The organism is Orbus hercynius, assembly GCF_003634275.1.
In the GTDB taxonomy this organism is placed as follows: Bacteria; Pseudomonadota; Gammaproteobacteria; order Enterobacterales; family Orbaceae; genus Orbus; species Orbus hercynius.
This window is the reverse complement of sequence record NZ_RBWY01000002.1, coordinates 236,899-263,100: the sequence shown is the minus strand read 5'-3', so window position 1 is coordinate 263,100 and position 26,202 is coordinate 236,899. Positions and strand designations below refer to the sequence as shown.

Here is a 26,202-nt window from a genome sequence, read left to right as displayed (position 1 = left end):
ATATTTTATAGCAGATAAATTTAAAATAGGATTTAGCAAAAATTTCTTATTGACAAAATTAGGTAAATAAGGCATATTTTCCCGCCTTAATGATAATTACATTTATTAGTTCATCTAATTTGGGAGTTGACCTTGGCTAATATTAAATCAGCTAAGAAGCGTGCAGTTCAATCTGAAAAACGCCGTAAACACAACGCTAGTCGTCGTTCAATGATGCGTACTTATATCAAAAAAGTCTACGCAGCTATTGCAGCGGGCGATAAAGAGTCAGCACAAAATGCGTACAAAGATATGCAAGAAGTTGTTGATCGTCAAGCGGCTCGTGGTTTAATCCACAAAAATAAAGCTGCGCGCCATAAAGCGAATTTAATTAAACAAATTAATGCGATTGCATAATTGTTTATAAACCTAGTAATACACTGAGTTTTGGGTGTATTTTAGATTTCAATTTAATAAAAAAGTGGTGAAAGCCACTTTTTTTATTTGTATATTATGGTAATTTATCGCATTAAAGTTTAAAGTCTAAAGAGAGTCTACTGTGGCACAGCGTGATTATGTCAAAAAGAAAACGAAAGCAAAAAGCAATTCACGTATCATTCCCAATTTGATGATGGCTATCGCCGTGATATTGGTTATCTTATTTGTCGCGATTTTGTACTTTGTCTCCACAAATAAAACAAAAAAACCTGTTATTCCAACGGCAAATGTGACCGAACGACCACAAGCCACACTTCCTGATAAACCTGAAGAACGCTGGACCTATTTAAAAGAATTAGAAAACCCAGATGGTGATAATCAAATTCTATCATCACAAATCCCCCCATCGGCTCAAGAAAAAGAACGTCAAAAAATTCTAGATAGCTTTAGTACCGATAAGCAAATCGTTCCCCCAAAAGCTCCTGTGGCTATTGGTAATGCAATTAATTCCGTGCAAAACAATACTCAAGCTCCGCCTGTAAAAATCGAGCCACCAAAAACGCAATCGAGTAGCAGTGAACAAACTGGCACATGGTTATTGCAATGCGGTGCATTTAAAGATAAGGGAAATGCCGAGTCATTAAAAGCAAAACTTGCAATGATTGGCGTGAGCGGCTTTGTCAAAAATGAAAAGTTTTATCGTGTACTAGTTGGCCCTTACCCATCCAAAGCAGAAGCAGACAAAGTGGTTGCAATGCTTAAAAGCAATGGCACAACGAGTTGTATTACAACCCAAAAATAACTGTTTACTATAGGTCATGCTGACATGGTGCTAATAGATAGAATGAAGCCAACAATCACTAATCTTTTGCGGTTTATCGTCATTTTATGGCAAAGAATCAATCGTGATAGATTAACAACATCGGCAGCAAGCCTTGCCTATACGTCCATTTTAGCACTGGTGCCATTAATCACGGTTATTTTTTCACTGCTCTCAGCATTTCCGATATTTAATGAAGCTAGCCAAGCTTTTCGTACGCTGGTTTATAACAATCTTGCACCAGCTGCAAGTGATACTATCCAAGAATATTTGGATCAATTTATCGCCAATACTAACCGCATGACAGTATTTGGTTTAATTGGTTTAATGGCTACCTCATTACTACTTATTCGCTCAATTGATAATGCCTTAAATTATATTTGGCGTACTAAGCGCACACGTTCAATCATGTATAACTTAACGATATATTGGACTATATTGACACTCGGGCCAATGCTCATTGGAGCGAGTATTGCCATCAGCTCTTATATTTTTTCAGTAAACTGGTTATCTGATAACCCGGTAAGCCACGTTTTTTTAGGCTTCTTGCCATTTGTTATCTCGGTTATTGGTTTTTGGTTATTATACTGCATCGTACCGACCGAATCAGTACCAATAAAAGAGTCCATGATAGGGGCAATTATTGCCGCAATGTTATTTGAGTTAGGTAAAAAAGGCTTTACACTATATGTCTCATCGTTCCCCACTTATCAGTTAATTTACGGTGTGCTGTCATCAATACCATTACTTCTGATTTGGATCTATTTCTCTTGGTGTATTATCTTATTTGGCGCTGAATTTGCCTCGGCATTATCAGAGTTTAACAACCGCCGTAAAGCGCTAACGAATCAATCGACTTCAATCAACTCGGGAACCAACAATCTATGATTGCCCTTATTCAACGCGTCACCAACGCTAGCGTTAAAGTCGAAAACAAAATAGTTGGTCAGATTGAGCAGGGTTTACTGGTTTTACTTGGCGTTGAACAACACGATGATGAACAAAAAGCACAGCGACTATGTGATAAAGTTCTTGGATACCGTGTGTTTGGCGACAGCGATGGCAAGATGAATCTGAACGTGCAACAAATTCAAGGGCAAATACTGGTTGTATCACAATTTACGTTGGCAGCCGATACCCAAAAAGGTATGAGACCAAGCTTTAGTAAAAGCGCTCCGCCAATTCTTGCAAAGCACCTATACGAACACTTTGTTAACTATTGCCATAAAGTGCTACCAACCCAAACAGGTATATTTGCCGCCGATATGCAAATATCATTGGTCAATGATGGCCCCGTAACTTTCTGGTTGCAAATCTAATATCAATCCCTCGCAATAAACGAAGTAAGCCAGATCAACGGGAAAAAATTATTTGGATAACCCTTTTATTTTTGTGGAAAAGGCGTATCTTATTTAACCATCTCCATTGATATGTTCAGTGCCATTCTCTTTTTACATAATGGTCAAACCAAGAGTGAAATGACAAAATGAAGTGGTATAGTTTATCTCAAATACAGATCGGTACAGCCTTTAGAGTGTCTTGTCTTAAAGAACCTTATCATAAAACACGATTACTTAAAGATATCCTTGCCGGCATCACTGTTGGCATTATTGCGATTCCACTAGCGATGGCATTAGCAATTGCCAGTGGCGTTGCCCCACAGCAGGGTTTATATACCGCCATTATTGCGGGTTTTATCATTGCATTAACCGGTGGCTCTCGATTTAGTATCTCAGGTCCTACCGCCGCATTTGTGGTGGTTTTGTATCCGATGTCACTACAATATGGCTTATCAGGCTTATTGATCGCAACCTTGTTATCTGGCTTTTTCTTAGTCCTGATGGGCGTTGCACGATTAGGCCGTCTCATTGAATACATCCCATTGCCAGTCGTTTTAGGATTTACTTCTGGCATTGCGATCACTATCGCAACCATGCAGTTTAAAGATTTTTTTGGATTAACTATCGAACAGATGCCCGAAACCTATACAGGCAAAATCTCAGCAATCATCCATGCTTTTCCCTCTTGCAATATCGCTGATATGTTAATCGGTATTAGCACCTTATCCGTATTGATTCTCTGGCCCAAACTGCGCCTGAGATTCCCCGGCCATCTGCCTGCTTTAATCGCTGGCATTATTGTCATGATGATTCTACAACAACTTGATTTTAACGTTGCAACAATTGGCTCAAAATTTCATTACCAATTAGCTGATGGTTCTATCGGATACGGCATTCCTAACGTTTTACCTGAGTTGGCACTGCCATGGGAACTCGCCGATTTTAAGTGGCATTGGTCAACAGTAACAGCCTTAATGCCAATTGCGTTAACGATGGCGATGTTGTGCGCAATTGAATCACTGCTCTGTGCAGTTGTACTTGATGAAATGACCCATACCAAACACAATTCCAACAGTGAGCTCATTGGGCAAGGACTCGGTAACATGATTGTGCCATTTTTTGGCGGTATTTCTGCAACCGCGGCAATCGCTCGCTCGGCAGCAAATGTTAAAGCGGGTGCCACCTCGCCGTTAGCCTCTTGTTTTCATGCTTTAGTCGTTTTGCTCGCTTTAGTCAGCCTTGCGCCTATTTTATCGTTTTTACCCCTCTCAGCAATGGCTGGATTACTGATAATGGTTGCTTGGAACATGAGCGAAATACAACGCGTGATTTATATGCTTAAGCGAGCACCAAAAGACGACATGATTATTATGCTGATGTGTCTGTCATTAACGGTATTATTTGATATGGTTATTGCTATTAGTTTTGGTATTGTGCTGGCATCATTACTGTTCATGCGCCGAATATCACAGATGACTAAACTGGTTGAATTAACGCAAAGTAATGAAAAAATGCTGGTCATTAGAATTAATGGGCCACTGTTTTTTGCGGCAGCAGAGAAAATATTTTTAGCGCTTTATCATCGAATTAACGGGTATAAGCACATCGTCTTACAATGGGATGCCGTGCCGATTCTCGATGCAGGAGGGTTAAATGCCCTAACGCATTTTATTGAAGAACTGCCAGATAATGTAGAACTGGCAATAACAGAATTGCAATTTCAACCGTTAAAAACGCTAGCCAGAGCGAACATTATACCAATTCCTAATAAACTGGTCTTTTATTCCACATTAGATGAAGCGCTTGCGAGCATCCCAAAGGAATAATACAAAAAGAAACAGAGAGCATGGTCAAAAGTCACCCATTAAACCAATTAGTCCCTCGCTTGCACAGGTCATTTGTTGCGAAAACATTTACAACTGGCTGTTATTAGCGTATGCTCGTCAGCGAAATCAACCAGACAATCGCTGCTTTGTTGTTGTCCGCAAGGAGACAAACAGAGGAGAGGAAAGTCCGGGCTCCATAGGGCAAAGTGCCAGGTAACGCCTGGGGGGCTTTTGCGAGAGCGAAAGTTCACGACAAGTGCAACAGAGAGTATACCGCCGATGGCTGCTTGCAGCACAGGTAAGGGTGAAAGGGTGCGGTAAGAGCGCACCGCGCAACTGGTAACAGTTGTGGCACGGTAAACTCCACTTGGAGCAAGGTCAAATAGGGATTCATTGGCGCGGCCCGCGTTGAATCCGGGTAGACTGCTTGAGCTAATACGTGAGTATTAGCCTAGATGAATGATTGTCCTCGACAGAACCCGGCTTATCGGTTGATTTCTTTTTCTTTCTCTTGTGTTGCCGCCGCTTTAGACTGATTTTTTGACAGCTTACGTTTAACAACTACGCCAACTGAAGCAATAAGCCCAAGCATTAAGAGTAATACCGGTATTAACATCAAAAAGGTCATGAACTCTTTTTCATAAGCTTTGAATATCGGTGATAATCCAAATAAGTAACCGAGTGTGACAATCAAGAAAATCCAGAGTGTTGCACTGACCCAATTATAAAGATGAAAACGATTGTTTTTTAACCCTGAAAGGCCGGCCATAATAGGCAAAGCTGTGCGGACAAACGGAATAAATCGGCCAATAAATAACGCTTGTAAGCCATACTTATGAAACAGTAATTCGGTCCTTTTATGATATTTTTCGGGTAAATGAGCCATCCAATTTTTGATAATTTTAGTATTACCAAGCCAGCGGCCTTGTAGGTAGCCAAGCCATGTTCCACAGGCAGCGCCAAAAATCAACACCACATTAATCAACCCAAAATGGAAAATATCTAAGCTGATAAGCACACCCGTCAAAAATAGCAAACTATCGCCCGGTAAAAAAGCAGCGGGTAAAATACCATTTTCCAATAACAAAATGACAAACAACATGCCATAAAGTGTCCATAATACTTTAGGATCTTGTAAAACAACCAAATCCATCGCTAAAAAAGCATGATAGAGTGTAATTATTGTGTCCATTTATTCTTTATCTCGTCAAATAAAACATTACTAACCGTTAATAGTACCACCAACCGTTAGATTATCCACTTTTAATGTTGGTTGCCCAACACCAACTGGCACGCTTTGTCCTGCTTTACCGCACACGCCAACGCCAATATCAAGACGCATATCATTACCAACCATCGAAATATTTTGCATCGCCTCAATCCCCGAACCAATTAGGGTTGCACCTTTAACAGGATGGGTAATTTTACCTTTCTCAATCAAATACGCTTCTGACGTTGAAAACACAAATTTACCCGATGTAATATCAACCTGACCACCAGCAAAACCTGGAGCATACAAACCGTAATCGACGCTGCTAATAATTTCATCAAACGTTGATTGACCTCCAAGCATGTAAGTATTGGTCATTCTTGGCATCGGTAAGCACGCATAGTTCTCACGTCGTCCATTGCCCGTCGATGCTGTGCCCATTAATTTGGCGTTTAACTTATCAAACATATAGCCTTTTAAGATACCATTTTCAATTAATACGGTACGCTGACCAGCAACGCCCTCATCATCAATCGTTAATGAACCTCGATGATCTTTTAGCGTGCCATCATCAACAATAGTACATAAATCTGATGTGACTAATTCGCCAATCTTACCAGAAAAAACCGAGCTCTCTTTGCGATTAAAGTCACCTTCTAAGCCATGACCAACTGCTTCATGCAGCAAAACAGCCGGCCAGCCAGCACCTAATACAACCGGCATAGTACCTGCCGGAGCTGCCACCGCCGATAGAGCAAGTCGTGCCAGCCTTACCGCTTCTTTGGTATAAGTATCAGCCTGACTCTCTCCCGTTGCCGGATTAATCGTAAAGAAATAGTCATAACCAAATCGGCCACCACCACCACAACTACCACGCTCACGTACTCCATCTTTCTCGACTAATACTGATACCGACAAACGGACTAACGGGCGAATATCAGCCGCAAATGTGCCATCAGTTGCAGCAATGAGCACATCCTCATAACTTCCTGATAACGACGCGGTCACATCAATAACATGGCTATCGAGTGAACGAGCTAAGCTGTCAATATGTTGGAGTAGCTGTATTTTTGTCTCTTGCGGCAAACTATTAATTGGATTGACACTGGCATAAATCGCCAATTGTTCGGTCGCTTTTAGTGGCGTAACCATAAGTGGCTGACTCTGTTTTACGATACTTTGCGCAGCAACTGCACTTTGCTCGAGCTTAGCAAGCGTAATATGATCAGTATAAGCAAATCCCGTCTTTTCACCAGAGATAGCTCGAATCCCAACCCCTTGATCTCGGTGAAATGAGGCATTTTTAATAATTTTATCATCCAGCGTCCAGCTTTCATAATAGCCAGATAAAAAATACACATCACCATAATCAATGCGACGCGCAGATAAAATATCTAATAGATTAGCTAAATCGCATTGCTTTAAATTATTTTCAGCAAGTAAACGCTCACTGACATCAGTTACTAGCATACATTCCTTAAAAGATAGCAAATATTATGATTTAATTGGTGAAAACCAATTACATTAATACCACATCGTACTGTTCTTGAACGTACAGCGGATCAAGTTTCACTTCGACGCGTTTTCCAACAAATAATTCGACTTCAGCTAAGGCATGAGACTCATCGACTGTTAACGCTTTTGCCACCGCGGTCGATGCATACACCAAGAAATATTCACTTCGATGAGCTTTATGCACACGGACAATCTCACGCAGAATTTCATTACAAACCGTTTCAACGGATTTAACCATACCACGTCCATGACAAGCGGGGCACTCTTCACATAATATATGCTCAATGCTCTCTCGAGTGCGTTTGCGTGTCATTTCGACTAAACCAAGCGCTGAAAAATGATTGACTGATGTTTTAGCGCGGTCTTTGCTCAGCGATTCTTGTAACGATTGTAATACCCTTTCACGATGGTGTGCTTCTTGCATATCAATAAAATCAATAATTACAATACCACCTAAATTGCGTAATCTTAACTGCCTTGCAATTGCGATGGTTGCTTCTATATTGGTATTAAAAATGGTTTCTTCAAGGTTACGATGCCCAACAAATGCACCCGTATTAATATCGATAGTGGTCATTGCTTCTGTTTGATCAATAATTAAATAGCCACCTGATTTGAGTTTAACTTTACGCTCTAAAGCACGCTGAATCTCATTTTCAATATCATGTAGATCAAAAATAGGACTATTAGCTTTATAGTGCACCAGCTTACTGGTGACTTCTGGCATAAATTCCTGCGTAAACTCAGATAGTAAGTCAAAGGTTTGCTTAGAATCAACCAATATACGCTCAATCGGATCACCGACAAAATCCCTTAAAATGCGCTGTGATAGATCAAGCTCACCATAGAGTAAGTTCTTACTAACTGGGCGGGACATTCTAGCCTGAATTTTTTTCCATAACCGACTTAAAAATGCAACATCTTGCTCTAATTCATGCTGGTTTGCACCCTCTGCCGCCGTCCTGACAATAAAGCCGCCTTCCTCGGTAATGTATTTTTCAACAATCTCTTTTAATCGTGCTCGCTCTTCTTCACTTTCAATACGCTGAGAAGTGGCAACATGGGCTGAATTTAAGCCAGGCATAAAGACTAAGTAACGTGATGGTAAAGTGATATCAGTGGTCAGCCTTGCACCTTTTGTGCCAATTGGATCTTTGACGACTTGTACCATAAGATCTTGTCCTTGACGAACAAGCTCAGAAATATCTTTAACTTGGAACTGCTCTTTATCAGATACACATTCAGTATAAGGCATGATATCAGATGCATGCAAAAATGCGGCTTTTTCAAGACCAATATCAACAAATGCCGCCTGCATACCGGGTAAAATACGAATAATTTTACCTTTATAAATATTTCCGACAATCCCTCGCCTAGACTCTCTATCAACATGGATTTCTTGTAAAATCCCGTCTTCAATATACGCAACTCGTGTTTCCGATGGAGTCACATTCATCAACAACTCTACAGACATAATATCCTCGTTTAATCTATTGCAAAAGCACGCCTAATTTGTCGTAATAATAAAAATAACCATGTCCATATGACGGCATCAATAAACGCTGATAAGAAAATTAGAGGTGATATCGTAATCATTTGATATATCAAAATTTCAAATATAAATAACATCAAATCATAACAACAAGATAATCCAAAAATAATAAAAGATTGTTGCCATAAAGCAAGATTTCTAACCAATTGAAAACGGAAAAGTATTAAATAGGCAATAAGTGCAAAGATAAATGCATGCACGCCTAATACCGTTCCGGAAAAAAGGTCCAAAATAATCCCCACTAAAAATGCCGTCCAAATGCCAACTCGATGAGGAAGTGCTAATACCCAATACATTGTAATTAACATTAACCAATGTGGTTTTAACATATAAAACGACGATGTCCATGGCATAATTTGTAATAATAACCCAATAAATAATGTTACCCAAATCATCCAATAGTTATGTGAAAATTTATTCATGAGTTGGCGCCTCTTGTACCACAGCCGGTATCTCGGTTGTCTGCGGTTTATCCTTTTTGTTCTGTTCGTTCCATAACAATAATAGATAACGCAAACGTTTTAGATCCGCGGTAGGCGTTGCTGAAATCACCGGTGTCGAATCATGTAAATCGAGCTTAACCGAACTAACAATAGCGACAGGATACCCTTCGGGGAAACGCCCATCAAGACCGGAGGTGACAAGCACATCACCGACTTGTACATCCACATTATTCGGTAAAAAATCTAATAACAAATCATTACTACAACCATTACCGACCGCAACCATTGCCATGTCATTTCTTAACACTTGCACGGGTATAGCATGTTGATTATCACAAAGTAAAATTGCCCGGCTTGTATTATCTGCCGTCTTATAAATCTGTCCAACAATACCCTTCTCATCAACAACAGGTTGGCCTACAAATACGCCGTCTTTTTCACCCTTGTTTAAGACAATTTGATACACATAAGGATCTGAATCGGCCAATAATACTTGCGCAACTTGCTTATATTCATCATGTTGTAAAGGTGAGCCGAGCAATTCTCGCAGCTTGTTATTCTCTTTTTTTAGAAAAGCCAACTGTAATAAATCACTTTGCTGACTCTGTAATTCATTTTTTAGATATGTATTCTCATCAAGCAATATTTGACGGGTTTTAGACATAGTATATAAAGAATCAAAGGTTGCTCGTGGTGAATTTGAAATATAATATAATGGTGAAATGATCGTATCTAAATAAAAACGCGCAATCGCAAAAGATCGGTAATTAACATCAGAAACAATCATGGCAACAGCTAAAATTAATGCAACAAAAAGCTGTAGTGCGAGCGGCGTTCCTTTGGTAAATAATCGTTTCATAACAAAAACCACCTTTTATCAATAATATAAAACGTGGTTTTAATAATTGAATGCTGACTAATCTTCACTAAACAGATCACCGCCATGCATATCAACCATATCCAATGCCTTACCACCACCTCTTGCAACACTGGTAAGTGGATCATCAGCAACAACAACATGAATACCCGTTTCAGCAGAAAGTAGCTTATCAATATTACGCAGTAAAGCTCCCCCACCGGTCATCACCATACCATGTTCAGAAATATCAGATGCAAGCTCAGGAGGGCACTGCTCTAAGGCAACTTTAACCGCGCTAACAATACCACTTAATGGTTCTTGTAATGCCTCAAGAATTTCGTTAGAATTTAGTGTAAAACTACGTGGCACACCTTCGGCTAAATTACGCCCGCGCACTTCAATCTCCAGTACTTCATCACCAGGATATGCACTACCAATGGTATGTTTAATTCTTTCTGCCGTTGCTTCACCAATTAAGGCACCATAATTACGTCTAACATAGTTAATAATTGCTTCATCAAAACGATCACCACCAATTCTAGCAGAAGCAGAATAAACGACACCATTCAACGAAATAACCGCAACTTCGGTAGTACCACCACCGATATCGACAACCATTGATCCCGTTGGTTCAGAAACTGGCAAATCGGCACCAATTGCTGCGGCCATAGGCTCTTCAATTAAATAAACTTCCCTTGCACCTGCACCTAAAGCTGATTCGCGAATAGCTCGGCGCTCAACCTGAGTCGCGCCGACAGGTACACAAACTAAAACACGTGGACTTGGTCTTAAAAAGCTGTGGCTATGAACTTGTCTAATAAAATGCTGCAACATTTTTTCTGTCACAGAAAAATCAGCAATAACACCGTCTTTCATTGGCCTAATAGCAGCAATATTTCCTGGTGTTCGGCCTAACATTAATTTGGCAGCATGCCCAACGGCAGCAACACTTTTTGGCGCGCCACTGCGATCTTGACGAATCGCAACAACAGACGGTTCATTAAGTACAATTCCTTGACCTTTAACGTAAATAAGTGTATTTGCAGTACCTAAATCGATAGACAGATCATTAGAAAAAAGACCACGGATTTTTTTGAACATAATAAAAACTCTTCCTACATTTAATAGTATAAACATGATTTCAATTTGTGGAGGGAATGCAGGATGATCCATCCTATCGTTCCGGTGACAATTTGATACATTAACATGACATTATTGTAGCGCAATTATAAACTAACGCCTAGTTAGAAATCGTAACAAAGCTGAATATTTAGATTATTTATTTGCAACTTTTTGACGGAAAAAACATCTAAGTAAGAGATATGTAATGACAAATGAATTTTAACGGTGTATCCTTGCCCGCTAATATAATTTGTCATAAAAACAATAAAAATTTCGGCAAACTTCGGTTAAACTAAGCTATTATAGCTTAGTCAACATACAAATATAACGAACGAATGGTGATGCATTCATTGCTTATCATTTCATTTTATGAACAATAATACGGTGTTATTCATGGATATACGTAAAATTAAAAAATTGATTGAATTAGTTGAAGAATCTGGTATTTCAGAATTAGAAATTTCAGAAGGTGAAGAATCAGTTAGAATAAGTCGAGCGCTACCTCAAGCAGCTTATCCCGTACAAAATATTCATGTAGCACAGCCGGCCCCTAACGTTGTCAACACAACTATCGAACAACCAACTCAAAGTTCAGCATCTTCGAATAATGATCATTGTGCCGTTAGTGGCCAAACCATTAAATCACCGATGGTTGGAACGTTTTACCGTACCCCAAGCCCTGACTCAAAATCTTTTGTTGAAGTGGGTCAAAAGATCAACGTTGGTGATGTATTGTGCATTGTCGAAGCAATGAAAATGATGAATCAAATCGAATCTGAAAAAGCAGGCGTAATTAAAGCGATTTTAGTAGAAAACGGCCAACCTGTTGAATTTGATCAACCCTTATTTGTGATCGAATAAAATTAATTTGTTGATAATGTTTTCAAACAAATCCCTTATTCACAAATCTGCATAGAGGTTAGTATGCTTGATAAAATTTTAATTGCCAATCGCGGCGAGATAGCTTTACGTATTTTAAGAGCATGTAAAGAGCTTGGTATCCGAACCGTTGCCGTGCATTCAACAGCAGATAAAGACTTGAAACATGTTCTACTTGCTGACGAAACCGTGTGTATTGGACCTGCACCATCAGCCAAAAGTTACTTAAATATTCCGGCATTAATCGCAGCAGCAGAAGTCACTTGTACATCAGCAATTCATCCAGGTTATGGTTTTCTTTCTGAAAATGCTGACTTCGCTGAACAAGTAGAACGTTCTGGATTTATTTTTATTGGTCCCAAAGCTGATACTATTCGCCTAATGGGTGATAAAGTATCGGCGATTAATGCCATGAAAAAAGCGGGTGTTCCTTGTGTTCCAGGATCTGATGGTTCACTTGGCAATGACATGGAATTAAACAAAAAAATTGCTAAAAAAATTGGCTACCCAGTCATAATTAAAGCATCGGGTGGGGGTGGCGGTCGTGGTATGCGAATTGTTCGTCATGAAAAAGATTTAGAACAATCGATCAAAATGACTAAAATGGAAGCCAAAACCGCATTTAATAATGATATGGTCTACATGGAAAAATTTCTTGAAAATCCACGCCATATTGAGATTCAAGTGCTTGCTGACGGTCAAGGTCATGCAGTTTATCTAGGTGAACGTGATTGCTCAATGCAAAGACGTCACCAAAAAGTTGTTGAAGAAGCACCTGCGATTGGCGTTACACCTGAAATGCGCAAATTTATCGGTGAACGTTGCGCGAAAGCATGTATTGAAATAGGCTATCGTGGCGCAGGTACATTTGAATTCCTATTCGAAAACGGCGAATTCTATTTTATTGAAATGAATACCCGTATCCAAGTTGAGCATCCAGTTACTGAAATGATTACTGGAGTTGATTTGATTAAGGAACAAATTAGTATTGCATCAGGACAGCCATTAAGCATTACACAAAATGATATTCACATTAAAGGTCATGCTATTGAATGTCGAATCAATGCTGAAGATGCTAAAACCTTTATGCCATCGCCAGGAAAAATTACTCGATTCCATGCTCCTGGGGGATTTGGTATTCGCTGGGAATCACATATTTATGCCGGATATACAGTTCCACCACATTATGATTCAATGATAGGTAAACTTATCACTTACGGCGAAACGCGTAGCATTGCGATTGCTAGAATGAAAAATGCACTCGCTGAACTTGTGATTGATGGTATCAAAACAAATATTGATTTACACGTTAACATCATGAATGATGAAAACTTTGAAAAAGGCGGCACAAATATCCATTATTTGGAAAAGAAATTGGGTATTTACGAGTAATCGATTCAAATAACATATATAGAGGGGTAACCCTCTATTTTTTTATGTGTGAAATTAAAATAACGGCCTACACACCACAATTTAAATATAGATTAAGATTTATCTCTCATGATATCAAACGTCATAATCATACCCATCTATAATATTAATATAAAATAACTGTATTTATTTACAGTAATATAATGATACAATACTAACCTATGCCACTAAAATTACTATTCTAATATGCTGACACAACTTACTGTTAATAACTTTGCAATTGTTGATAACTTACTCGTTGACTTTAATCAAGGCATGACCGCCATCACAGGGGAAACTGGCGCAGGAAAATCAATTGCCATTGATGCACTCGGGCTATGCTTAGGTGCCAGAGCCGAAGCATCCTTAATTAAACATGGTAGTGAAAGGCTGGATATTTCGGCTCATTTTCTACTTGATGATACGCCAAGCGCCCTAACCTGGCTCACCGATAATCAATTAAATGATCATAATGAGTGTATTTTAAGACGTGTTATGAATCAAGATGGCCGCTCAAAAGCATTTATCAATGGACGAGCTGTGCCGATCGCACAGTTAAAAGAATTAGGGCAAATGCTCATTCAGATTCATGGTCAACATGAACATCAACAGCTTTTACATCCAGAGTATCAACACCTTTTACTCGATCAATATATGGCAGAAAATACCTTGCTATCAGCCATGAAAGTCGCTTATAAACAATGGAAATCGGCAAAAGAGCAATATCAACAATACCAAAAGTCTCAACAAGAACGAGAATCACATATTCAATTATTGCAATATCAGCTAAAAGAGCTCAATGAATTCTCACCTTCTGAAGGTGAGTATCAACAAATTGATGACGAATACAAACGGTTATCTAACAGCGAACAACTGATTAAATTTAGCAATCAACTCATTAACTTATTAGAAGAAAATCAAGAATTCAATATTTTAAATCAACTCAACAGTGCAACTCACACAGCGCATGAACTTGCACATTTAGATGCACAGCTCGCTGATGTACCAACCATGTTAGCGGATGCGACCATCCAACTCAAAGAAGCAAGCTATGAACTGCACCGCTATGTCGACACACTAGAGATTGATCCCTCTCGCGTCATGCAGCTTGAGCAGCGGCTATCCAAACAAATTTCATTAGCCCGTAAACACCATATCCAACCTGATAAACTACCAGAATTTCATCAACAGCTGCTCGATGAATTTAAACAATTATCAAACCAAGATGAAATGGGCGAGCAACTAAAAAAAGATATTGAACAATACTATCAAGTTGCGCTCGCTTACGCACAAAAGCTGCATGCGAAACGTATCAAAATCGCCGCGGCTTTATCAGAAAAAATTAGCCAAAATATTCAGGCACTTTCGATGCCACACGGGCAGTTTAGTATCGATATTGTCGCAGATCAAAATAAAATAACCGAAACGGGTATCGATCATATTACCTTTTTAGTTACCACCAATCCAGGGCAACCCCTACAACCAATTAGTAAAGTTGCCTCTGGTGGGGAACTCTCGCGTATTGCGTTGACGATTCAAGTGCTTACGGCACAAAAAATGGAAACACCAGCACTCATTTTTGATGAAATTGACGTGGGTATCAGTGGGCCAACTGCCGCTAAAGTCGGTAATTTACTGCGAAAACTCGGTGAGTCCACCCAAGTCATTACCGTGACTCACTTACCTCAAGTTGCTGGTAATGCCCATCATCACTACTTTGTTGCCAAGCAAACTGATGGCAAAAATACGCAAACGACAATCAATCAATTAGATAAACCAAGCCGGTTACAAGAGTTAGCCAGATTATTAGGCGGAGACACCATTACCGAAAATACCTTAGCGAATGCAAAAGAACTATTAATTACGAAGTAGTATTGGCGAAAACCGAAAGTAATGCCTTGATATGATGCCGATTTAAGACAGTATTTGGTTAATATAGAATATAATTCATGTTAAAATATCGCAATCTTTCATGATACAAGACAAGTAGACAACCATGAATTTAACCAATAAACATATCTTAGTTGGCATCTCAGGTGGCATCGCAGCCTATAAATGCCCGGAATTAGTCCGCCAGCTCAAGAAAATGGGTGCACAAGTCCATGTCGTAATGACCGATTCAGCTAAGCATTTTGTGTCCGAATTATCATTACAAGCTGTATCTGGCCATAAAGTCTCTTACGATCTTTTCGATTCATCAGCTGAATTATCGATGGGGCACATTGAATTAGCAAAATGGGCTGATTTAATACTCATTGCGCCCAGTACGGCAAACATCATTGCTAAACTGGCTCATGGCATTGCCGATGATCTATTAACAACACTGTGTCTGGCAACAACCGCACCAATTGCGATTGCGCCAGCGATGAATCAACAAATGTATCAAGCACAGGCTACTCAGCATAATCTTGAGCGCCTGAAAAACCGCGGTGTGCAGATATGGGGACCCGATCAAGGTGAACAAGCTTGTGGCGATATTGGGCCAGGTAGAATGCTTGAACCGCATATGCTGGCACAATATGTCGCTAAATATTTTGCTATAAAACCTGAACTGGCTCATCTTAATATTGTCATTACAGCAGGCCCAACGCAAGAAGCACTCGATCCAGTGCGTTATATTACTAATCATAGCTCAGGTAAAATGGGATTTGCAATTGCACAAGCAGCGGCAAAACTCGGCGCAAATGTCACCTTAATCAGTGGTCCAGTTAACCTTACAACGCCAGAAGGCGTGCAGCGAGAGTCAGTCACTAGCGCGGCACAGATGCACCAAACAGCCTTACAATATGCACAAAACGCTAATATCTTTATCGCCTGTGCCGCAGTTGCCGATTACCGTGCCAAAGTGATTGCGCCTGAAAAAATGAAAAAGCAGTCGGATAGTGATGAATTAACTCTGACGCTAGTTAAAAATTCAGATATTGTTGCCGATATCGCAGCTATGCAGCAACATCGACCTTTTGTGGTTGGGTTTGCCGCTGAAACAAACAATATCGAAGCCTACGCATTAAAAAAACTGGTGAGCAAAAATTTGGATATGATCTGTGCCAATGATGTCTCATCGAAAGAACAAGGTTTTAATGCTGACAATAATGCCCTAACCCTCTATTGGCAGTCAGGCAAATTAGCATTACCATTAACGAATAAAAATCAGCTAGCCACTCAGCTAGTCACTGAAATCATTAAACACTACAACGAGTATAATAATGAAAAAGACAATTGATATCAAAATCTTAGACACACGACTTGGTAACGAGTTTCCGCTACCTACTTATGCAACTGAAGGATCAGCAGGTATTGATTTACGTGCGATGTTTGATACAAAAACAGAAATCAAACCGGGTGAAACTGTTTTAACACCAACTGGCCTTGCCATGTTTATTGCTGATCCTAACTTAGCGGCCCTTGTTCTACCTCGATCTGGATTAGGCTCAAAAAATGGTATTGTACTCGGTAACTTAGTGGGCCTTATTGATTCAGATTACCAGGGGCAACTATTTGTTCCCGTATGGAATCGCAGCCAGATCCCATTCACAATAGAACCCGGTGATCGTATTGCACAACTAATTATTGTGCCGGTTATTCAAGCTGAATTTAATATTGTTGATAAATTTGATGAGTCATCTCGTGGTGAAGGCGGCTTTGGTCATTCAGGTAAAAAATAACCGTGACAACGAAACGAAGAAATCGCAAAGAAGATATTTTACAAGCATTAGCTACAATGCTTGAATCAAATGAAGGCTCACAGCGCATTACAACGGCAAAGCTAGCGGCAACAGTTGGTGTTTCTGAAGCGGCGCTATATCGGCACTTTGCCAGTAAAACCAAGATGTTTGAAAGCCTTATTATCTTTATTGAAGATAATTTACTTTCGCGGATTAATCTTATTTTACAAGATGAAAAAGATACCGAAATGCGGCTGCGTTTAATCACCGCCCTCATTCTTGGCTTTGCGGAAAAAAACCCTGGCTTAACGCGCATTATGACTAGCCATGCGTTAATGTTTGAGCCAGAAGTACTGCAAGATAGAGTTAGTCAACTTTTTGAGCGCATTGAAACACAAATAAAACAGGTATTACGTGAAAGAAAATTACGAGCTGGCATTGCATACATGACAGATGAACGAATTCTAGCAAGCCAAATACTCGCTTTTTGTGAAGGAATGATAGCACGCTATGTCCGTTCAGGTTTCAAGTATTCACCCACTTCTGACTTTGAATCGCGCTGGTCATTAATCGAAAAACAGTTAGTTTAGTTAGCAATATTAGATTTTACACAATTATGCTACGAAATACGCAAATGCAGTTAAATTGTCAGTCTCGTAGCCAATTTTATCTGTAACAGGTATAAGGTGATTTGCAATGAATGTTTTTGAAAAACTGGCTCAATTTATTGAAAAATACGACAGTGTCGTGCTGGAATATCTCTTCCATATTGGATTTGCAATACTAATCTTTTTACTCGGCCGGTTTATCGCATCTTTTGTAAGTAAACAACTCCGTAAAATTCTGTTAAACAGAGATGTTGAAACCACTATTGTAAAATTTACCTCTTCCTCCGCTCGCTACACCATTATGGGCTTTACAGTAGTTGCGGTTCTTGGACAATTAGGTGTTCAAACCACTTCAATTGTTGCAATTATTGGTGCGGCAGGTTTAGCAATTGGCTTAGCATTACAAGGCTCGCTATCTAATTTTGCAGCAGGCGTGTTGCTGATACTTTTCCGACCGTTTAAAGTTGGCGAGTTGGTCGTCATCAGCAGTATTCAAGGTACGGTAGATGCCATCCAAATATTTTCAACAACGATTATCACCCCAACAGGTGAAACTGTTACGATACCAAATAGCCAAGTACTTGGCACCAATATCATTAACTATACCCGCCAACCTAACCGCAGAATTGATCTCAATATTGGCGTCGACTATAGCGCAGATATTAAACAAGTCTACAGCATATTGCAAAATTCAGTCGAGAAAACACCAAAAATTCTAAAAGATCTTGGTATAACAATACGTTTTAACGAACTTGGTGGCTCATCAATCAATTTCGTGGTATATGTTTGGGCAACCAATGAAGATTACTCATCGGTAAGAACCGTACTACTTGAAAATATTAAAGTGGATCTTGATAGCAGTCAGATTAACATTCCCTACCCAACAATGGATGTCAATATTAAAAAGTCATAGCACAATCAATACAGCAGACATCTTAAAGGCACTCATACAATAGGTGCCTAAACGATCTATTCTAAATATCTTGGTCCATATTTAAGGCCGGCTTATCACAATCAGGACAACCAACTTCTTTAGCGGGAACACCTGCCACGGTAGTATGAGCCGGTACGGGACTTAAAACCACAGAGCCTGCACCAATTTTAGCCCCTCGCCCTATTTCAATATTACCCAAAATTGTCGCATTAGCACCAATCATCACACCTTCACGTATCTTCGGATGACGATCGCCATTCTCTTTGCCAGTTCCGCCTAGTGTGACAGATTGTAAAATCGAGACATCGTTTTCAATAACAACCGTTTCACCAATAACAATGCCTGTAGCGTGATCAAACATCACGCCACAGCCGATCTTAGCAGCAGGATGAATATCAACACCAAATACGATGGCAATTTGGCTTTGCAAAAATATCGCTAACGCTCGTCGATTTTGATGCCACAGCCAGTGAGCAATGCGATAAGCTTGTAACGCTAAAAAGCCTTTATAATAAAGTAACGGGGTTGAATAATAATTGGTGGCTGGATCACGCAGATACACGGCAATTATATCAGTAACACTTGCGTGTAAAATCGAGGGTTCAGCCAGATAAGCTTGCCTAATCACCTCGCGAATATCAATCGCAGGCATCACATCATTAGCTAGCTTATTGGCCAAGATATAGCTAATTGCGCTACCAATATTATCATGATTGAGTAATGTGGCATGGAAGTAACTAGCTAGCATTGGTTCGCTCTCGACTAACTGCTGAGCTTCTTCACGAATCGTTTGCCAAAGTGCGTCAGGCATAACCATTTTTTTTACCTTATCCACAAACCAATACCTCTGTTATCTGGCGTATAACAATATGCTATTTTTTCGTATCGTGACTTTTCAATTCTTCTTTTTGCGTACGCCCAAGCAAAGCTTTGGCTGCTTCTTTTGGATCTTTATTACAATAAAGAATTTGGTAGATTTGCTCAGTAATCGGCATATCAACATGATGCTGTTGTGCAAGTAACCAAACTTCTTTGGTATTTTGACAGCCTTCAACTACCTGACCAATGGCAGTTTTTGCTTCATCTATCGTTTTGTTCTGACCAAGCAAAATCCCGAAACGGCGATTTCGCGACTGATTATCGGTACAAGTTAGCACCAGATCACCAAGGCCGGCCATACCCATAAATGTAACTGGGTCTGCACCTAGCGCCGCACCTAAACGCATCATTTCAGCTAGTCCTCGCGTAATCAAGGCGGTGCGAGCATTCGCCCCAAATCCCAAACCATCAGATAACCCAGCACCAATTGCGATCACGTTTTTTACAGCGCCACCGAGCTGCACGCCGACGAAATCTTTGCTGCTATATACTCGAAAACTCTTACCGCAATGGAACAATATTTGTAACTCAGTAAGAAATGCATCGTTGGTTGAAGCAACAGTCACAGCCGTTGGTAAGCCTTGCGCCACTTCTTTTGCAAAAGTGGGGCCTGAAATCACGGCAAGAGGAATCTGCGTTCCCAAAATATCTTTAGCCACTTCTTGTAGCAAACGTCCCGAATTCATTTCAAGCCCCTTGGTCGCCCAAACAATTTTCGATTCGGGTTGTAAAAAGGGTTTAATTTTAGCTAATACGTCACCAAAAGCATGACTCGGCACAACAATTAATAAAATATGTGATGCCATCACTGCTGTTGATAGTGTTTTTTCGATCAAAAGGTTGTTAGGGAATGAAATATCAGGTAAAAATTTACGGTTTTGCCGATCTTGATCAAGCGCATTCATTTCATTAGCATCATGCCCCCATAAAATGGTCTGATGACCATTACGAGCAAGCAAAATAGCCAGCGCCGTGCCATAAGAACCTGCACCAATGACGGTGATTGTAGAATGCGTTTGAAGATCCATATTCACCTGCTAAAAAATGAATTATTGTAAATGCTCACCGTTATTGGCTTGTTGACTGTCAGCTGTGTGATTAGCATTATTTTGTTGTTGGACGTAGTTCATAAATAGCGCATCAAAATTAACTGGCTCTAAATTCACTGTTTGGAAAGTCCCTTTATTCACTAAACTAGAAATGGCTTCACGCGCATATGGGAATAAAATATTTGGGCAAAATGCACCAAGACAATGCTGCAGCTGATTACCCGAAAAACCCACCATTGAGAAAATACCGGCCTGCGTGACTTCACAAATGTAAGCAATCTCATCGTTAGATTTTGTTGTCAAGGTCAGACGTAGTGAAACCTCATAAATTTCATCAGTAATTAACTGAGATGAAGTATTTATTTCAAGATTAACGTCAGGTTTCCACTCCTTTTGAAAAATATGTGGTACGTTAGGTGTTTCAAATGAAACATCTTTAATATAAAGACGTTGAATCGAAAAACTGTGTGATTGTTGTGCATTACTTTGTTCTGTCATAGTTACTTTCCTACTTTATTTATCCTATTTTTTTACTAATGGCAAATTCTCACCATTCCAACCAGAAATACCATCTTTTAATGCAAAAACTTGCTCAAATCCATGCTTAGACAGAATATCACCTGATGCATTAGCGAGCATTCCATTATCATCAACAAGGATAACCGGCGAGGTTTTATACTTTTCAATTAGCTTTATACTACCGTTTTTAATATCAATAGGCAAAATATTCAATGCTTCTGTAATATGCCCTTTCTTGAAGTGATCAGCAGAACGAAGATCAACAATGACAGCCTCTTGCTTATTCATCATATGAATCGCTTGTGCATTTGTAATCGTTTTAACTTTAGTTAATTTACTTTTAACCGTAAGATAAATAATCGCCACAAAAAGTGCAATCCACGCCAATGTCAAAATTGGGTGATTTTTTATAAAAGGGATTATTTCGCTAATCATGTAGTCCATATTAATACAATTACCTGTGTTGGTTGATGTCTTAAAATTAAATGGTGATTATAACGATATTGTTGACCGAAATATAGTCTTGAATCAAAAAGGCAGACATTTTGACTAATTTACGCTAGCGAATGATCACTAACTTCTTCAAATTTTATATCTAAGACAACAAAAATCGTAACAGATGATATCATTTCGAACCAAAGCAGCGTACAATTGCATTAATTTAGTGCATTAATTCCAAATTGGTGCATGAGCAATAAAATCCTAATTGTAGTTTGAGTTATTGACCTTATAATTCTCAATTAAAAAATATAGTATTTTGAAATATATGCTTTATTTTTTATTTTCACATTACTTGAAATGTTGGCATTGTTTTTGCTTATCTTCATTTACTGGAAATTATTTCAATATATTGTTTATATTTCATCCTAATTATGGAGAACCGATATGTCTATAGAAAAAGTTTTAACAATGATTAAAGAAAACGATGCCAAATTTGTTGATTTGCGCTTTACTGATACTAAAGGTAAAGAGCATCACATTACCATTCCTGTAAGCCAAATTGATGCTGATTTCTTTGAAGATGGTAAAATGTTCGATGGTTCTTCAATTGCAGGATGGAAAGGGATTAATGAATCCGATATGGTGCTAATGCCTGACTTAGACAGTGCGGTTATCGATCCGTTCTTTGAAGATGCAACGGTTAATCTGCGTTGTGATATTTTAGAGCCAGCAACGCTACAAGGTTATGATCGCGACCCACGTTCAATTGCTAAAAAGGCGGAAGAGTTTTTAAAAGCATCAGGTATTGCTGATACGGTGATTGTTGGGCCAGAACCAGAATTTTTCTTATTTGATGATGTCCGTTTTGGTACGCCAATGTCTGGCAGCTTCGTGCATATCGATGATATCGAAGCCGCGTGGAATACTGGTACTAAATATGATGAAGGCAATAAAGGCCATCGTCCTGGTGTAAAAGGTGGCTATTTCCCACTGCCCCCAGTCGACTCATCACAAGATATCCGCTCTGCTATGTGTTTAATCATGGAACAATTAGGACTTGTTGTTGAAGCGCATCACCATGAAGTTGCAACAGCGGGACAAAATGAAATTGCTTGCCGCTTTAATACATTAACCAAAAAAGCAGATGAAGTACAAATTTACAAATATGTAGTACAAAACGTAGCACACGCTTATGGAAAAACAGCAACCTTTATGCCAAAACCAATGTTTGGCGATAACGGCTCTGGTATGCACTGCCATCAATCTTTAGCTAAAGATGGTGTGAACCTTTTTGCGGGAGATAAATATGCTGGTTTATCAGAAATGGCGCTATTTTATATCGGCGGTATCATCAAACATGCTAAAGCGATTAATGCATTTTCAAATGCAACAACCAACTCTTATAAACGTTTAGTACCTGGTTATGAAGCACCTGTTATGCTTGCTTACTCAGCACGTAACCGCTCTGCATCAATTCGTATTCCAGTTGTGAGCAGCCCGAAAGCTCGTCGTATCGAAGTACGTTTCCCTGATCCAACAAGTAACCCATACTTATCATTTGCAGCACAGTTAATGGCTGGCCTTGACGGCATTATTAACAAAATCCATCCGGGCGATGCAATGGATAAAAACTTATATGACCTACCACCAGAAGAGTCTAAGTTAATTCCACAAGTTGCAGGCTCATTAGAAGAAGCACTTGAAGCACTGAATAAAGATCGTGAATTCTTAACTCGCGGAAATGTCTTCACTGATGATACGATTGATGCCTATATCGCATTAAAAACCGAAGAAGTTGATCGTGTCCGTATGACGCCACATCCGGTTGAGTTTGAACTTTATTACAGTCTGTAACGCGCATTGTTAATAGACTTACTATTATTAAAATAGTAAGTCTATTAACAATAGCGAATATAGATAACTTTTCTAGGGAGGCAAATTTTGGTCACAAAGCGATTTTCCGAAACTGATGCCATTCTCAATTCATTACTCACCAACATTTTAGTACTCGATAATAAGCTTCATGTTATTTACGCGAATATGGCCGCTCAGCAGTTACTTGCCCAAAGCACTAAAAAACTTTATGGCGCCCATTTTCCATCGCTACTTCAATATTGTTCATTAGATATTTCATTGATGAATATTGCACTAGCACAAGGGCAAGGTTTTACGGATAACGAAGTTAATATCGTCGTCAATACTCAGCTTTATGTACTTTCCTTAACAGCACAACAGTTTAATCATCATTCGATTATTATCGAAATGACTCCACTCAATAATCATAAAAAGTTATCACAAGAACAGTTACAACAAGCACAGCAAACAGCCGCTCGAGAACTGGTTCGCGGGCTAGCTCATGAAATTAAAAATCCCTTAGGTGGTTTACGTGGCGCCGCGCAACTGTTATCAAAAGAGTTACCACAAAATGAATTACAAGATTATACCCGCTTAATCATTGAACAAGCCGACAGATTAAGAAATCTAGTCGATAGATTACTTGGCCCACAACATGTTTTACAGCAAAAAATGGCCAATATTCACCAATCTATTGAACGTACTTACGCTCTATTAAGATTTGAAAAACCAGACAATATCACGATCATGCGCGATTATGATCCCAGTTTGCCAGAATTATTTCATGATCCCGAACAAATCGAGCAAGTTATCTTAAATATTACCCGCAATGCCCTACAGGCGCTAAATAACCAGCCTGATGGTATGATTATCATAAAAACACGTACCGCATTTCAAGTTACAATTCAAGGATCTCGTTATCGTTTATGCGCCAGAATTGATATTGAAGATAATGGCCCCGGTGTTCCAATGCATCTACAAGATACCATTTTTTACCCAATGGTCAGTGGTCATGAAAACGGTTCAGGATTAGGGCTATCTATTGCACGCAATATCATTGATCAACATCATGGAAAAATTGAATTCAGCAGCTGGCCTGGGCATACAATATTTTCTATTTATCTACCGATTCGCCAGTAAAGGAGCAATATGATGAATTATCATATCCATAATATTAGTCCCACGATTAATTGCAGCGATAACAGCACCGCAATTAACAACAAACAAGTTTGGGTAATCGATGATGATAATTCAATTCGTTGGGTACTCGAAAAAGCCTTAACCCAAGTGGGTTTTCTCTGTCGCTGTTTTGACAATGGTCTCAGTGCCCTTAATGCACTTGAAACCACGATTCAAAAACCAGCAGTGCTTATCTCAGATATTAAAATGCCCGAAATAGATGGCCTGACGCTACTTAAATCGGTTAAAGAACATTATCCGAATTTACCGGTGATTATTATGACCGCGCATTCTGATCTTGATGCCGCAGTTAACGCTTACCAAAAAGGGGCGTTTGATTATATCCCTAAACCATTTGATGTCGATGAAATGATACAACTGGTTGAACGGGCAATCATTCAAAACCAAATTAATGGTTCATCACAGATTGAAAATAAATCGACTTCGACTGGTATTATTGGTGAAGCCCCTGCAATGCAAGAAGTATTTCGTATTATCGGCCGATTATCCAAGTCATCGATTAATGTCTTAATCAATGGTGAATCAGGTACCGGCAAAGAGCTAGTTGCCCAAGCCTTACATACTCATAGCCCCAAAGCCCATGCCCCCTTTATTGCTTTAAATATGGCAGCAATTCCCAAAGATTTGATTGAGGCAGAACTGTTTGGTCATGAAAAAGGTGCCTTTACCGGCGCAACACAAATTCGCCACGGACGATTTGAACAAGCCAATGGTGGTACACTATTTTTAGATGAAATTGGCGATATGCCATTAGATGTCCAGACGCGTTTACTCAGGGTACTTGCAGATGGTCAATTCTATCGCATCGGCGGTTATTCTCCGGTAAAAGTCGATGTGCGGATTATTGCCGCAACACATCAAAACTTAGAGTATCGAGTGAAAGAAGGGCTATTTCGTGAAGATCTGTTTCATCGCCTCAATGTCATTAGAATTGTATTACCACCACTTCGTGAACGCGCAACAGATATCCCAACCTTAGCACAGCACTTCTTACAAACCACCGCCAAAGAGCTCGGTGTTGAGCCGAAAATTTTAACACCAGATGCACTACACATTATGTCACAACTAAATTGGCCTGGAAATGTCAGACAATTAGAAAATATCTGCCGCTGGCTCACCGTCATGTCGTCAAGCAAAGAAATCTTACCTCAAGATCTACCGACAGATCTACTGATAGACGAGACACAAATACGTCATAGTGATGAAAGAAACCACACTAATGGATTGGCAACACAGCCTAATATTTCCGCTGAGGAGTGGCAAAATCAACTCAAAAAATGGAGTAAATTTGCGCTATTAGCGGGTAAAGACAATATCTTATCTGAAGTGAATTATCACGTTGAGCGAATTTTACTTGAAACTGCGCTAGAATTTACCCGTGGCCATAAACAAGAAGCAGCAAAATTACTCGGTTGGGGCCGTAATACTTTAACAAGAAAGTTGAAAGAGCTATCAGAATCTATAGCTGAAAATAATTTATCCTGATCAATAATGTCATGGCTAATGAAAATTTTCATCTCGTAATAATCACAATAAGTCGAAAATAAAAGAGTAATGATAGTTAAAAATTTGGTTAATTTGCTGGACATCAACACGTGAAGGTTGTAATTTTATAAATAATAACCGTATGGTTATTAATGAATTTAAATCGCAGTGCAAT

24 protein-coding genes, 1 other RNA gene and 1 pseudogene are annotated in these 26,202 nt (G+C 39.4%); 16 read left to right on the top strand and 10 right to left on the bottom strand.

The features are described from left to right. Positions 1-132 precede the first annotated feature (132 nt). The 6 genes from rpsT to rnpB all read left to right on the top strand — a co-directional run bounded on the left by rpsT (position 133) and on the right by rnpB (position 4,906). Complete coding sequence (gene rpsT / locus DES39_RS06755; protein WP_121145026.1) at positions 133-396, top strand: 30S ribosomal protein S20; 264 nt, start codon at positions 133-135, stop codon at positions 394-396. 142 nt (positions 397-538) lie between these two features. Then, entirely contained in the window at positions 539-1,219 is a 681-nt protein-coding gene (locus DES39_RS06750; protein WP_121145025.1) for an SPOR domain-containing protein, read from the top strand. Between the two features lie 42 nt (positions 1,220-1,261). Beyond that, on the top strand, positions 1,262-2,125 hold the full coding sequence (locus DES39_RS06745; protein WP_121145024.1) for a virulence factor BrkB family protein: 864 nt from the start codon (positions 1,262-1,264) through the stop codon (positions 2,123-2,125). Next, positions 2,122-2,556 carry a D-aminoacyl-tRNA deacylase gene (gene dtd, locus DES39_RS06740; protein WP_121145023.1) on the top strand — a complete coding sequence of 145 codons (435 nt, stop codon included), beginning with the start codon at positions 2,122-2,124 and terminating at the stop codon, positions 2,554-2,556. Before DES39_RS06745 ends, dtd begins: the two co-directional genes overlap by 4 nt. Before the next feature lie 167 nt (positions 2,557-2,723). After that, positions 2,724-4,403: a C4-dicarboxylic acid transporter DauA gene (dauA, locus tag DES39_RS06735; protein ID WP_121145022.1), complete on the top strand. Its 1,680-nt coding sequence runs from the start codon at positions 2,724-2,726 to the stop codon at positions 4,401-4,403. 122 nt (positions 4,404-4,525) lie between these two features. Then, positions 4,526-4,906: RNase P RNA component class A (gene rnpB, locus DES39_RS06730), an RNA gene on the top strand. Positions 4,907-4,941: 35 nt separating this feature from the next. Here the strand turns inward: rnpB and DES39_RS11125 are convergent. From DES39_RS11125 to DES39_RS06700, 6 genes and pseudogenes are all read right to left on the bottom strand, one after another. Then, positions 4,942-5,595: pseudogene (locus DES39_RS11125) on the bottom strand (DedA family protein); the annotation flags it as partial. A 30-nt stretch (positions 5,596-5,625) separates the two neighbouring features. Continuing rightward, positions 5,626-7,083, bottom strand: coding sequence for a metalloprotease TldD (tldD, locus tag DES39_RS06720; RefSeq protein WP_121145021.1), 1,458 nt, complete (start codon positions 7,081-7,083; stop codon positions 5,626-5,628). A 49-nt stretch (positions 7,084-7,132) separates the two neighbouring features. Next, positions 7,133-8,602, bottom strand: a complete 1,470-nt coding sequence (gene rng / locus DES39_RS06715; RefSeq protein ID WP_121145020.1) for a ribonuclease G — start codon at positions 8,600-8,602, stop codon at positions 7,133-7,135. A gap of 11 nt (positions 8,603-8,613) precedes the next feature. Then, entirely contained in the window at positions 8,614-9,102 is a 489-nt protein-coding gene (mreD, locus tag DES39_RS06710) for a rod shape-determining protein MreD (RefSeq protein WP_121145019.1), read from the bottom strand. Beyond that, positions 9,095-9,982 carry a rod shape-determining protein MreC gene (gene mreC / locus DES39_RS06705; RefSeq protein WP_121145018.1) on the bottom strand — a complete coding sequence of 296 codons (888 nt, stop codon included), beginning with the start codon at positions 9,980-9,982 and terminating at the stop codon, positions 9,095-9,097. The genes mreD and mreC overlap by 8 nt, the downstream gene beginning before the upstream one ends. Positions 9,983-10,039: 57 nt before the next feature. Then, complete coding sequence (locus DES39_RS06700; protein ID WP_121145188.1) at positions 10,040-11,083, bottom strand: rod shape-determining protein; 1,044 nt, start codon at positions 11,081-11,083, stop codon at positions 10,040-10,042. A 414-nt stretch (positions 11,084-11,497) separates the two neighbouring features. Here DES39_RS06700 and accB point away from each other — a divergent pair, with 414 nt between their 5' ends. The 7 genes from accB to DES39_RS06665 all read left to right on the top strand — a co-directional run bounded on the left by accB (position 11,498) and on the right by DES39_RS06665 (position 18,579). Beyond that, positions 11,498-11,965: an acetyl-CoA carboxylase biotin carboxyl carrier protein gene (gene accB, locus DES39_RS06695; RefSeq protein WP_121145017.1), complete on the top strand. Its 468-nt coding sequence runs from the start codon at positions 11,498-11,500 to the stop codon at positions 11,963-11,965. 63 nt (positions 11,966-12,028) lie between these two features. Next, positions 12,029-13,375: an acetyl-CoA carboxylase biotin carboxylase subunit gene (gene accC / locus DES39_RS06690; protein WP_121145016.1), complete on the top strand. Its 1,347-nt coding sequence runs from the start codon at positions 12,029-12,031 to the stop codon at positions 13,373-13,375. Positions 13,376-13,600: 225 nt separating this feature from the next. Then, a complete protein-coding gene (recN, locus tag DES39_RS06685) occupies positions 13,601-15,265 on the top strand; it encodes a DNA repair protein RecN (protein ID WP_121145015.1) in 1,665 nt (554 codons plus the stop codon). A gap of 124 nt (positions 15,266-15,389) precedes the next feature. Next, positions 15,390-16,616 carry a bifunctional phosphopantothenoylcysteine decarboxylase/phosphopantothenate--cysteine ligase CoaBC gene (gene coaBC / locus DES39_RS06680; RefSeq protein WP_121145014.1) on the top strand — a complete coding sequence of 409 codons (1,227 nt, stop codon included), beginning with the start codon at positions 15,390-15,392 and terminating at the stop codon, positions 16,614-16,616. Beyond that, entirely contained in the window at positions 16,600-17,058 is a 459-nt protein-coding gene (dut, locus tag DES39_RS06675) for a dUTP diphosphatase (protein ID WP_121145013.1), read from the top strand. Before coaBC ends, dut begins: the two co-directional genes overlap by 17 nt. Positions 17,059-17,060: 2 nt before the next feature. After that, the gene (slmA, locus tag DES39_RS06670; protein ID WP_245959575.1) at positions 17,061-17,648 is read left to right on the top strand and encodes a nucleoid occlusion factor SlmA; all 588 of its coding nucleotides are present in this window, start codon (positions 17,061-17,063) and stop codon (positions 17,646-17,648) included. Between the two features lie 106 nt (positions 17,649-17,754). Next, the gene (locus DES39_RS06665) at positions 17,755-18,579 is read left to right on the top strand and encodes a mechanosensitive ion channel domain-containing protein (protein ID WP_121145011.1); all 825 of its coding nucleotides are present in this window, start codon (positions 17,755-17,757) and stop codon (positions 18,577-18,579) included. 61 nt (positions 18,580-18,640) lie between these two features. Here DES39_RS06665 and cysE read toward each other — a convergent pair whose 3' ends face one another. Genes cysE through DES39_RS06645 form a run of 4 tightly spaced genes read right to left on the bottom strand, consistent with a single transcriptional unit; the run spans position 18,641 to position 21,482 of the window. After that, positions 18,641-19,417: a serine O-acetyltransferase gene (gene cysE / locus DES39_RS06660; RefSeq protein ID WP_121145010.1), complete on the bottom strand. Its 777-nt coding sequence runs from the start codon at positions 19,415-19,417 to the stop codon at positions 18,641-18,643. Between the two features lie 55 nt (positions 19,418-19,472). Continuing rightward, positions 19,473-20,507: an NAD(P)H-dependent glycerol-3-phosphate dehydrogenase gene (gene gpsA, locus DES39_RS06655; protein WP_121145009.1), complete on the bottom strand. Its 1,035-nt coding sequence runs from the start codon at positions 20,505-20,507 to the stop codon at positions 19,473-19,475. 21 nt (positions 20,508-20,528) lie between these two features. Then, positions 20,529-21,026: a protein-export chaperone SecB gene (secB, locus tag DES39_RS06650; protein WP_121145008.1), complete on the bottom strand. Its 498-nt coding sequence runs from the start codon at positions 21,024-21,026 to the stop codon at positions 20,529-20,531. A 24-nt stretch (positions 21,027-21,050) separates the two neighbouring features. Next, positions 21,051-21,482, bottom strand: a complete 432-nt coding sequence (locus tag DES39_RS06645) for a rhodanese-like domain-containing protein (protein WP_170143368.1) — start codon at positions 21,480-21,482, stop codon at positions 21,051-21,053. Positions 21,483-21,932: 450 nt separating this feature from the next. Between DES39_RS06645 and glnA the strand changes: the two genes are divergently transcribed. The 3 genes from glnA (at position 21,933) to glnG (ending at position 26,027) form a co-directional block, all read left to right on the top strand. After that, positions 21,933-23,342 carry a glutamate--ammonia ligase gene (gene glnA, locus DES39_RS06640; protein ID WP_121145007.1) on the top strand — a complete coding sequence of 470 codons (1,410 nt, stop codon included), beginning with the start codon at positions 21,933-21,935 and terminating at the stop codon, positions 23,340-23,342. Between the two features lie 87 nt (positions 23,343-23,429). Further along, complete coding sequence (glnL, locus tag DES39_RS06635) at positions 23,430-24,482, top strand: nitrogen regulation protein NR(II) (protein ID WP_121145006.1); 1,053 nt, start codon at positions 23,430-23,432, stop codon at positions 24,480-24,482. A 12-nt stretch (positions 24,483-24,494) separates the two neighbouring features. Then, on the top strand, positions 24,495-26,027 hold the full coding sequence (glnG, locus tag DES39_RS06630) for a nitrogen regulation protein NR(I) (RefSeq protein ID WP_121145005.1): 1,533 nt from the start codon (positions 24,495-24,497) through the stop codon (positions 26,025-26,027). Positions 26,028-26,202 lie beyond the last annotated feature (175 nt).